Origin of the sequence: Streptomyces sp. B21-105 (genome assembly GCF_036898465.1) — a bacterium.
In the GTDB taxonomy this organism is placed as follows: domain Bacteria; phylum Actinomycetota; class Actinomycetes; order Streptomycetales; family Streptomycetaceae; genus Streptomyces.
In genome coordinates this window covers 2,589,413-2,600,355 of the sequence record NZ_JARUMJ010000001.1, presented here as the reverse complement: position 1 = coordinate 2,600,355, position 10,943 = coordinate 2,589,413, and the positions used below count along the sequence as shown (strand labels likewise).

Annotated in this window: 6 protein-coding genes; 4 read left to right on the top strand and 2 right to left on the bottom strand. The window is 72.0% G+C overall.

Annotated elements, in window-relative coordinates:
• Positions 1-4 precede the first annotated feature (4 nt).
• A complete protein-coding gene (locus QA802_RS11730) occupies positions 5-1,357 on the bottom strand; it encodes an ADP-ribosylglycohydrolase family protein (RefSeq protein ID WP_443042271.1) in 1,353 nt (450 codons plus the stop codon).
• A gap of 26 nt (positions 1,358-1,383) precedes the next feature.
• Positions 1,384-2,532 carry an ADP-ribosylglycohydrolase family protein gene (locus QA802_RS11725; protein WP_334520958.1) on the bottom strand — a complete coding sequence of 383 codons (1,149 nt, stop codon included), beginning with the start codon at positions 2,530-2,532 and terminating at the stop codon, positions 1,384-1,386.
• A gap of 270 nt (positions 2,533-2,802) precedes the next feature.
• Here QA802_RS11725 and QA802_RS11720 point away from each other — a divergent pair, with 270 nt between their 5' ends.
• The 4 genes from QA802_RS11720 to QA802_RS11705 all read left to right on the top strand — a co-directional run bounded on the left by QA802_RS11720 (position 2,803) and on the right by QA802_RS11705 (position 10,861).
• Positions 2,803-3,534, top strand: coding sequence for a VIT1/CCC1 transporter family protein (locus QA802_RS11720; protein ID WP_334520955.1), 732 nt, complete (start codon positions 2,803-2,805; stop codon positions 3,532-3,534).
• A 373-nt stretch (positions 3,535-3,907) separates the two neighbouring features.
• Complete coding sequence (gene gltB, locus QA802_RS11715) at positions 3,908-8,506, top strand: glutamate synthase large subunit (protein WP_334520953.1); 4,599 nt, start codon at positions 3,908-3,910, stop codon at positions 8,504-8,506.
• Positions 8,499-9,959 (top strand): glutamate synthase subunit beta, encoded by a 1,461-nt coding sequence (locus QA802_RS11710; RefSeq protein WP_334520950.1) that lies wholly within the window; start codon positions 8,499-8,501, stop codon positions 9,957-9,959. The genes gltB and QA802_RS11710 overlap by 8 nt, the downstream gene beginning before the upstream one ends.
• A gap of 179 nt (positions 9,960-10,138) precedes the next feature.
• Positions 10,139-10,861 carry a vWA domain-containing protein gene (locus QA802_RS11705; protein WP_334520947.1) on the top strand — a complete coding sequence of 241 codons (723 nt, stop codon included), beginning with the start codon at positions 10,139-10,141 and terminating at the stop codon, positions 10,859-10,861.
• Positions 10,862-10,943: the final 82 nt, after the last annotated feature.

The following is a 10,943-nucleotide window of genomic DNA, read 5'->3' as shown; positions in this document are numbered from 1 at the left end:
CGAATCATCCTCCTGGTGGGGCCGGTTGTGCGGCTTCCAGGAGTCCGGCGAGTTCCACGAGGTCGGTGCCGGTGAGCCGGGGGAGTGCGCAGCCGGACAGGACCCGGCAGCTGTCGCGCCACGCCTCGGGGATCGCGGCGGCGCCGCCGAGCGCCCCGGTCAGCGCGCCCGCCAGGGCCGGGGCCGAGTCGGCGACCCGGGAGAGGCAGGCCGCGGCCGGCACCGCCTCGCCGATGCGGCCGCCGGACGCCGTCGCCAGGGCCAGCGCCACCGGCACGGTCTCAGCCGCCGCGATGCCGTAGCTGTAGACGTGGTCGACGATCTGGTGTTCCAGCAGCGGGATGAGCGCGAACGCGCTCGGCGCGCCACGGGCCAGGTCCAGGGCGTGCCGGGCGTTGCGGCCGATCTCGGTGTGTGCGGGGAGCTCGCCGAGCGCCGCCGTCGTACAGGCCTCGACGTCCGCTCCGGCCAGGGCCAGCGCGAGTGCCGCTGCCATCGCCCGGGCGCCGTGCACGCCGTCGCCGTCCTGGGTGTAGCGGGCGTCGAACTCGGCGAGGCCGGCGGCGGCGCCGGGGTCGCCCGCGTGTGCCACGGCGAGGACGCAGGCGCGTACGCAGGCCGCGTCGTCGAAGTAGTGCGGGTTGTCGTGGCCGGTGGCGGGGGGACGCAGACCGGCGGCGAGGTTGCCCAGTCCGGCGCGCACGGAGATGCGGGCGCGCAGGGGCAGGACGGCGGACTCGACCTCCGGGGCGCGGTCGGCCGCCGCCGCGACCTCGCCGGCGATCGCGTTCCAGGTGAGGTCGATGGCGGCGCGCATCCGGCGTTCCCGGCCGAGGTCGCCGAGGGCGGTGTCGTCGCCGGCCCGCAGCACCGCCTCGGCGGCGAACGCCGCCCACTCGGCGTCGTCGGAGGGGCCGAGCCGGAGGGGTTCGGGGGGCTGGTTCAGGGCGATGGGGACGGGGAGGGTGGTCGTCGCGTTGTGTTCGGCGAAGGTGTCGAGCTCGCGGGTCAGGCGGCGGGTCCACTCCGGCATCCGGGCGGCGCGATGGCGGGCGGCGGGCCACCCGGCGGCGTCGCCCGCGGCCAGGCCCAGCAGCAGGCCCTCGATGCGGCGCGCGTGCCGCGGGCGGGCGGACCCCCGTGTCTCGGCCGCCTCGGCGTCGCCCGCGGGCTCGCCCCTCCGGCCCGTCGCACCGGTGCGGTGGCGTCCCGCCGCTCCGGCGCGGCCCTCGCGGCCGGGGGCGGACGGCCTCTGTGGCGCGCCCTTGTCGGGTGTGGGCGCCGGTGCGGGTGCGCAGGGCGCCGCCGTGACCGTGGTGGCGCCTGCTGTGGTTGCCGCTGCTGCTGTGGTCGTCATCGTCTCGTCCCAGGGAGCGGGCGGTTTCATGAGCACGCCTCCGCGCTGTCGTTCGCCGTTGCCGTCGCTACTGCCGCTGCCGCTGCCGCTGCCGCTGTTGCCGTTGCCGTTGCCGTTGCCGCCGTCAGGGTGAAGGACGTCGGGTCCGGGTGGGAGAGCCCGCACGGGCTCATCAGGCTCGGCACGATCTCCGCCACGACCACGCCCTCGCCCCACTTCCCGCCCTCGCCCGGCACCAGCAGTTCGGCCACGTCCAGCACGTGATGGCCCGTCATCGAGGGCAGGCAGGTGCCCCGCGCGGGGCCGATGGCCGCCGCCCAGTCCGGCGGGATCGCCGAGACCCCCCGGGTGGCGCCGGCCAGGGCGCCCGCCACCGCCGCCGTGGTGTCCGCGTCGCGGCCCATGTTCACGGCAGTCAGGACCGCCTCGCGGAAGTCGCCGTCGGCGGCCGCGTACGCGCCGAACGCGAGGGCGACGGCCTCCGGGGCCAGGTCGGTCCACGGATAGCCGCCGACGACGACGGCCGAGCGCACGGCCCGCTCGCCCCGGTGGGCCACCGCCGCCGCCCGGCGCAGGGAGCGCGCCGTCCAGGAGTCCTCGGGGACCACCGCGAGAGCCGAGGCGACCACCGCGATCGGCGGCGCTCCGGCCATCGCCGCGGCCACTCCCGCGGCGACCGCCTGCCCGCCGTAGATGCCCTCGCCGTCGTGGCTCACCGCGCCGTCGATCGCGACCAGCCGGGCCGCCTCCGCCGGGCGGCCCGCGGCGAAGACGCCGAAGGGGGCCGCGCGCATCGCGAGGCCGTCGCTCCAGGCGTGCCGGTGCTGCGCCGAGATGGGCGCCGCGAGGCCGCGGCGGAGGTTCTCCAGGGTGCCGCGCTCGCTGAATCCCGCGCCGCGGAAGGGGCCTTCGTCGCGGTCGGCGATCCACTGGTGCCAGGCCGACTCGACGTGGGCGGGGGTGAGCGCGGAACCGTGCCGGGCGAGCAGCAGACCGGAGAAGATCGCGTACTCGGTGTCGTCCGTGCCGGCCGGCCGGTCGGATACGTACCCGGTGATACGGCCCCAGCGGGCGCGGATCTCGGACGGCTTCATGTTCTCGGCGGGCGCGCCGAGGGCGTCTCCGACGGCGAGGCCGAGCAGGGCGCCGCGGGCTCTTTCACGGATCGTCGCCATGGGCGGGCCTCTCCACCGTGGCTCCGCTCGGGCGCGGAACCGTCTGCGGATGTGTCCCACCGTCGGCGGTTGACCCGAGCCTCGGCGCCCTATATGTCACCCGGTCGACATCTGTGCGGATAGTCGATCGAATGAGCGCTCGAAGGGAAAAGTGCTGGTTAGCCGAGCCTCTCCTTGGTGGCGGGCCGGAATCCCGAGGCGTATCTTCACGTTGTAGGAACTTAGAATCAGTCTAAACTTAGCTTTGGCTCAGCTTACTGGGGGATCTCCGTGGCCATCATCGAGACCGAGGCGCCGCTGCACGAGGCGCACCGCGACAACCACACCCACCGTGACGTCAACGGCGGCTGGCTGCGCCCCGCCGTCTTCGGCGCGATGGACGGCCTGGTCTCCAACCTCGCGCTGATGACCGGCGTCGCCGGCGGATCCGCGGGACAGCAGACCCTCGTCGTCACCGGCCTCGCGGGGCTCGCCGCCGGCGCCTTCTCCATGGCGGCCGGCGAGTACACCTCCGTCGCCTCGCAGCGCGAACTCGTCGAGGCCGAACTGGCCGTCGAGCGGCGGGAACTGCGCAAGCACCCGCAGGACGAGGAGGCCGAGCTCGCCGCGCTCTACGAGTCCCGGGGCGTCGAACCCGAGCTGGCCCGGCAGGTCGCCCGCCAGCTGTCGCGCGACCCCGAGCAGGCCCTGGAGATACACGCCCGCGAAGAGCTGGGCATCGATCCGTCGGATCTGCCGTCCCCGCTGGTCGCCGCCGTGTCCAGCTTCGGGTCCTTCGCGCTGGGCGCGCTGCTGCCCGTCCTGCCGTACCTGCTCGGCGCCTCCTCGCTGTGGCCGGCCGTGCTGCTCGCCCTGCTCGGCCTGTTCGGCTGCGGCGCGGTGGTGGCCAAGGTGACGGCGCGGACCTGGTGGTTCAGCGGGCTGCGGCAGCTGGTCCTCGGCGGTGCGGCGGCCGGTGTGACCTACGCCCTGGGCAGCTTCTTCGGAACGGCCGTAGGATAGATCGGCTGCTGCCTATGCGCTGGGCCGCATAGGCAGCCGTTACCGACTGGTTTCGAGTGCATGACCAGCGGGCATGAGCCGTAAGCGCTGGGGGCAATGACGCCTGCGGCGCACTCGCGGGGTGGGTGACGCCGCTCCCTTCGGTCCGCCGGGCAACGATCCGACCGATCTCGTCCCGTCCGGCCTCCATACCTTTCAGCCACGTGCGAGGAACCCCCGCCGCGCACCCCTGGCGTCCGCATGCTGGAACGGAGTATCCGGTTCCCGAGAACCGCTCCATCATGTAACCTGCACGAAATTTTGCGTTCCGCAGAGGGCCAACGTCGTCCCTTCGCCAGCAGACATGCCACCTGAGACGACGACGGGAGAGCCGATGCGTACGCCGCGCCAGCCGTCCCAGCATTCCGCGAATGGCCAGAACTGGTCCTTCATGGATGCTCGCCCTGCTGCGCAGGGTATGTACGACCCCCGCAACGAGCACGACGCCTGTGGCGTCGGCTTCGTGGCCACCCTCACCGGCGAGGCGAGCCACGCGCTGGTCGAGCAGGCGCTGACCGTTCTGCGCAACCTCGAGCACCGCGGCGCCACCGGCTCCGAGCCGGACTCCGGCGACGGCGCGGGCATCCTGACCCAGGTCCCGGACGCCTTCCTCCGCGAGGTCGCCGGATTCGAGCTCCCCGAGGCCGGCCACTACGCCGTCGGCATCGCCTTCCTCCCCGAGGACGGCGCCGAGCCCGCCGTCTCACAGATCGAGACGATCGCCGCCGCGGAGGGCCTCACCGTCCTCGGCTGGCGCGAGGTCCCGGTCGCCCCCGAACTCCTCGGCGCGACCGCCCGCTCCACGATGCCGGCCTTCCGTCAGATCTTCGTGAGCGACGGCACGAGCCACGGCATCGACCTCGACCGCAAGGCGTTCGTGCTGCGCAAGCGCGCCGAGCGCGAGGCCGGCGTGTACTTCCCGTCGCTCTCCGCGCGCACGATCGTCTACAAGGGCATGCTGACCACCGGCCAGCTCGAGCCCTTCTTCCCGGACCTGTCCGACCGCCGTTTCGCCTCGGCCGTCTCGCTCGTCCACTCGCGCTTCTCCACGAACACCTTCCCGTCGTGGCCGCTCGCGCACCCCTACCGCTTCGTCGCCCACAACGGTGAGATCAACACCGTCAAGGGCAACCGCAACTGGATGCGCGCCCGCGAGTCGCAGCTCGTCTCCGACCTGTTCGGCCAGGACGAGCAGGCCATCGAGCGGATCTTCCCGGTGTGCACACCGGACGCCTCCGACTCGGCGTCCTTCGACGAGGTGCTCGAACTGCTCCACCTCGGCGGCCGCTCGCTGCCGCACTCCGTGCTCATGATGATCCCGGAGGCGTGGGAGAACCACGACACCATGGATCCGGCCCGGCGCGCCTTCTACGAGTTCCACTCCACGATGATGGAGCCCTGGGACGGCCCGGCCTGCGTCACCTTCACCGACGGCACCCAGGTCGGCGCGGTCCTCGACCGCAACGGTCTGCGCCCCGGCCGCTACTGGGTCACCGACGACGGCCTGGTCGTCCTCGGCTCCGAGGTCGGCGTCCTCGACATCGACCCCGCCAAGGTCGTCCGCAAGGGCCGCCTGCAGCCCGGCCGGATGTTCCTCGTCGACACCGCCGAGCACCGCATCATCGAGGACGACGAGATCAAGGCGCAGCTCGCCGCCGAGAACCCGTACGCCGAGTGGCTGGAGGCCGGCGAGATCGAGCTCGGCGACCTGCCCGAGCGCGAGCACATCGTGCACACGCACGCCTCGGTCACCCGCCGCCAGCAGACCTTCGGCTACACCGAGGAAGAGCTGCGCGTCATCCTCGCGCCGATGGCCAAGACCGGCGGCGAACCGCTCGGCTCCATGGGCACCGACTCGCCGATCGCCGCGCTCTCCGCCCGGCCCAGGCTGCTCTTCGACTACTTCACCCAGCTGTTCGCGCAGGTCACCAACCCGCCGCTGGACGCCATCCGCGAGGAGCTCGTCACCTCGCTGCGCTCCTCCCTCGGCCCGCAGGGCAACCTGCTCGAGCCGAGCGCCGCGTCCTGCCGCACCGTCACCCTGCCGTTCCCGGTCATCGACAACGACGAGCTGGCCAAGCTCATCCACATCAACGCCGACGGCGACATGCCCGGCTTCAAGGCCGCGACCCTCTCCGGCCTGTACCGGGTGCACGGCGGCGGTGACGCGCTCGCCGCCCGCATCGACGAGATCTGCGCCGAGGCCGACGCCGCCATCGACAACGGCGCCCGGCTCATCGTCCTGTCGGACCGCCACTCCGACGCCGAGCACGCGCCGATCCCCTCGCTGCTGCTCACCGCGGCCGTCCACCACCACCTCATCCGCACCAAGCAGCGCACCCAGGTGGGCCTGCTGGTCGAGGCCGGAGACGTCCGCGAGGTCCACCACGTAGCCCTGCTGATCGGCTTCGGCGCGGCCGCCGTCAACCCGTACCTGGCGATGGAGTCCGTCGAGGACCTGCTGCGCGCGGGCACCTTCCTCGGCGGCCTGGAGCCCGAGCAGGCCATCCGCAACCTGATCTACGCCCTCGGCAAGGGCGTCCTGAAGGTCATGTCCAAGATGGGCATCTCGACCGTCGCCTCCTACCGCGGCGCCCAGGTCTTCGAAGCCGTCGGCCTCGACGACGCCTTCGTCGAGAAGTACTTCAGCGGCACCGCCACCAAGATCGGCGGCATCGGCATCGACGTCGTCGCCAAGGAGGTCGCCGCCCGCCACGCCAAGGCCTACCCCGCCTCCGGCATCGCGCCCGCACACCGTGCCCTGGAGATAGGCGGCGAGTACCAGTGGCGCCGCGAGGGCGAGCCCCACCTGTTCGACCCGGAGACGGTCTTCCGCCTCCAGCACTCCACGCGCACGGCCCGCTACGACATCTTCAAGCAGTACACGGACCGGGTGAACGAGCAGTCCGAGCGGCTGATGACCCTGCGCGGCCTCTTCGGCCTCAAGTCGGACCGCCCCTCGATCCCCGTCGAAGAGGTCGAGCCCGTCTCCGAGATCGTCAAGCGCTTCTCCACCGGCGCCATGTCGTACGGCTCCATCTCCCAGGAGGCGCACGAGACCCTCGCCATCGCCATGAACCAGCTGGGCGGCAAGTCCAACACCGGTGAGGGCGGCGAGGACCCGGAGCGCCTGTACGACCCGGCGCGCCGCTCCAGCATCAAGCAGGTCGCCTCCGGCCGCTTCGGCGTCACCTCCGAGTACCTGGTCAACGCGGACGACATCCAGATCAAGATGGCCCAGGGCGCCAAGCCCGGCGAGGGCGGCCAGCTGCCCGGCCACAAGGTCTACCCGTGGGTCGCCAAGACCCGGCACTCCACCCCGGGCGTCGGCCTGATCTCCCCGCCGCCGCACCACGACATCTACTCCATCGAAGACCTCGCCCAGCTGATCCACGACCTGAAGAACGCGAACCCGCAGGCGCGGATCCACGTGAAGCTGGTCTCCGAGGTCGGCGTCGGCACGGTCGCGGCCGGTGTGTCCAAGGCGCACGCGGACGTGGTCCTCATCTCCGGCCACGACGGCGGCACCGGCGCCTCCCCGCTGACCTCGCTCAAGCACGCGGGCGGCCCCTGGGAGCTCGGCCTCGCCGAGACCCAGCAGACCCTGCTGCTCAACGGCCTGCGCGACCGGATCGTCGTCCAGACCGACGGCCAGCTCAAGACCGGCCGCGACGTGATCATCGCCGCGCTGCTCGGCGCCGAGGAGTTCGGTTTCGCGACCGCGCCGCTCGTCGTCTCCGGCTGCGTCATGATGCGCGTCTGCCACCTGGACACCTGCCCCGTCGGCATCGCCACGCAGAACCCGGTGCTGCGCGACCGCTTCGCCGGCAAGGCCGAGTACGTCGTCAACTTCTTCAGGTTCATCGCCGAAGAGGTCCGCGAACTGCTGGCCGAGCTCGGCTTCCGCTCGATCGAGGAGGCCGTCGGCCACGCCGAGGTCCTCGACGTCGAGCGCGCCGTCGACCACTGGAAGGCGCAGGGCCTCAACCTGGCCCCGCTCTTCCACGTGCCCGCCCTGCCCGAGGGCGCCGCCCTGCACCAGGTCATCGAGCAGGACCACGGCCTGGAGAAGGCGCTCGACAACGAGCTGATCAAGCTCGCCGCCGACGCCCTCGCCGCGGACTCCGCGACCGAGGCCCAGCCGGTGCGCGCCCAGGTCTCCATCCGCAACATCAACCGCACGGTCGGCACCATGCTCGGCCACGAGGTCACGAAGAAGTTCGGCGGCGCGGGCCTGCCCGAGGACACCGTCGACATCACCTTCACCGGCTCCGCCGGCCAGTCCTTCGGCGCCTTCCTCCCGCGCGGTGTCACGCTGCGCCTGGAGGGCGACGCCAACGACTACGTCGGCAAGGGCCTCTCCGGCGGCCGCGTGATCGTCCGCCCGGACCGGGGCGCCGACCACCTCGCCGAGTACTCGACCATCGCGGGCAACACCATCGCCTACGGCGCGACCGGCGGCGAGCTGTTCCTGCGCGGCCGCACCGGCGAGCGGTTCTGCGTCCGCAACTCCGGCGCGACGGTCGTCTCCGAAGGCGTGGGCGACCACGGCTGCGAATACATGACCGGCGGTCACGCGGTGGTCCTCGGCGAGACGGGCCGCAACTTCGCGGCCGGCATGTCCGGCGGCATCGCCTACGTGATCGACCTGAACCGCGACCACGTCAACGCCGGCAACCTGGACGCCGTCGAGGCGCTCGACGACACCGACAAGCAGTGGCTGCACGACGTGGTGCGCCGCCACGCCGAGGAGACCGGCTCGACGGTCGCCGAGAAGCTGCTCGCCGACTGGGACGCCGCCGTGGAGCGCTTCAGCAAGATCATCCCCAGCACGTACAAGGCAGTGCTCGCCGCCAAGGACGCCGCCGAGCGAGCGGGACTCTCCGAGTCCGAGATCACCGAGAAGATGATGGAGGCGGCGACCCATGGCTGACCCGAAGGGCTTCCTGAACCACGGCCGTGAGGTCGCCAAGTCCCGCCCCGTCGACGTGCGGCTGAAGGACTGGAACGAGGTCTACGTCCCCGGCTCGCTGCTGCCGATCATCAGCAAGCAGGCCAGCCGGTGCATGGACTGCGGCATCCCGTTCTGCCACAACGGCTGTCCGCTCGGGAACCTGATCCCCGAGTGGAACGACTTCGCCTACCGCGAGGACTGGTCGGCGGCGCAGGAGCGGCTGCACGCGACGAACAACTTCCCGGAGTTCACCGGGCGGCTGTGCCCGGCTCCCTGCGAGTCGGCGTGCGTGCTCGGCATCAACCAGCCGGCCGTCACCATCAAGAACGTCGAGGTCTCGATCATCGACAAGGCGTGGGAGACCGGTGACGTCGCCCCGCAGGCGCCCGAGCGCCTGTCCGGCAAGACGGTCGCGGTCATCGGTTCGGGCCCGGCGGGCCTGGCCGCCGCCCAGCAGCTGACCCGGGCCGGCCACACCGTCGCCGTCTACGAGCGCGCGGACCGCATCGGCGGCCTGCTCCGCTACGGCATCCCCGAGTTCAAGATGGAGAAGCGGCACATCAACCGCCGCATCGAGCAGATGCGCACGGAGGGCACCCGCTTCCGCACCGGCATCGAGATCGGCCGCGACCTCAAGGCGACCGACCTCAAGAAGCGCTACGACGCCGTCGTCATCGCCGCCGGCGCCACGACCGCCCGTGACCTGCCGGTCCCCGGCCGTGAGCTCAAGGGCGTCCACCAGGCGATGGAGTACCTGCCGCTCGCCAACAAGGTCCAGGAGGGCGACTTCGTGGCGCCCCCGATCACGGCCGAGGGCAAGCACGTCGTGGTCATCGGCGGCGGCGACACCGGCGCCGACTGCGTGGGCACCGCGCACCGCCAGGGCGCGGCGTCCGTCACCCAGCTGGAGATCATGCCCCGGCCGGGCGAGGAGCGGAACCCGGGCCAGCCGTGGCCGACCTTCCCGATGCTCTACAAGGTCACCTCCGCGCACGAGGAGGGCGGCGAGCGGGTCTACTCCGTCTCCACCACCCACTTCGAGGGCGACGAGGACGGCAACGTCCAGTGGCTGCACCTCACCGAGGTCGAGTTCGTCGAGGGCAGGCTGACCCCGAAGCCGGGCACGGAACGCAAGATCCCCGCCCAGCTGGTCACCCTCGCCATGGGCTTCACCGGCACCGACCGGGAGAACGGCCTGGTGGAGCAGTTCGGCCTGGAGCTCGACGAGCGCGGCAACGTCGCGCGCGACGCCGACTTCGCGACCAACGTGCCCGGCGTGTACGTCGCCGGTGACGCCGGCCGCGGCCAGTCGCTCATCGTGTGGGCGATCGCGGAGGGCCGCTCGGCCGCCCGCGGCGTCGACCGGTTCCTGACCGGCGCGAGCGACCTGCCGGCCCCCATCCGCCCGACGGACCGCTCGCTGATGGTCTGACGGCCCCGCCGAAAGGCACCCAGACGTCCCGTACAAAGGCGTGCGGAACATTGACGGCGCCTGCCCAACAGTCCCCGACCGGACGACCGGGCAGGCGCCGTCGCCATTTCCGTACACCTGTTCCCGAGGCGATGACGGTTTCCCGAGGCGACGACGGTGAGTGTGGGAGGCTGTGCGCCATGGTCGCGATCAGTCTCACCAAGGTCCAGGAGACCGCACCCGCGCTGGTCAGCCTCTACAAGAGCGCCGGGGTGTCCCTCGCCAAGCACGGCCTCGACGGGCAGCGGGCCGCCGTCTACCTCGTCGTCGACTACTCGGGGTCGATGAAGCCGTACTACCGGGACGGCAGCGTGCAGGCCCTCGCCGACCGGGTGCTGGGACTCTCCGCCCATCTCGACGACGACGGCCGGGTGCCGGTCGTCTTCTTCTCCACCGACGTCGACGCCGTCACCGACATCGCCCTCGACGACCACTGCGGCCGGGTGGACCGCATCGTGGCCTGCCTCGGACACATGGGCAAGACGAGCTACCACCTCGCCATGGACGCCGTCATCGACCACTACCTCGACAGCGGCGCACGGGAACCCGCGCTGGTCGTCTTCCAGACCGACGGCGGCCCCATCAACAAGCTGGCCGCCGAACGCTATCTCTGCAAGGCCTCCAAGCTGCCCCTGTTCTGGCAGTTCATCGGCTTCGGCGACCGCGGCAGCAAGCAGTTCGACTTCCTGCGCAAGCTCGACGAACTGCCCGTCCCGGCGAAGCGGGCGGTCGACAACGCCGGCTTCTTCCACGCCGGTCCGGACCCGCGGAAGGTCTCGGACGCGGATCTCTACGACCGGCTCGTGAGCGAGTTCCCGCAGTGGCTGACGGCCGCCCGGGCGCAGGGGATCGTACGGCCGTAGCGGCGGGGGCGGCGGCTCTCCGGAACCGTCCGCACCGTTGGCTCAGCGGGGCGTCCGTGCCACCCTGAGGAAGATCCGACGG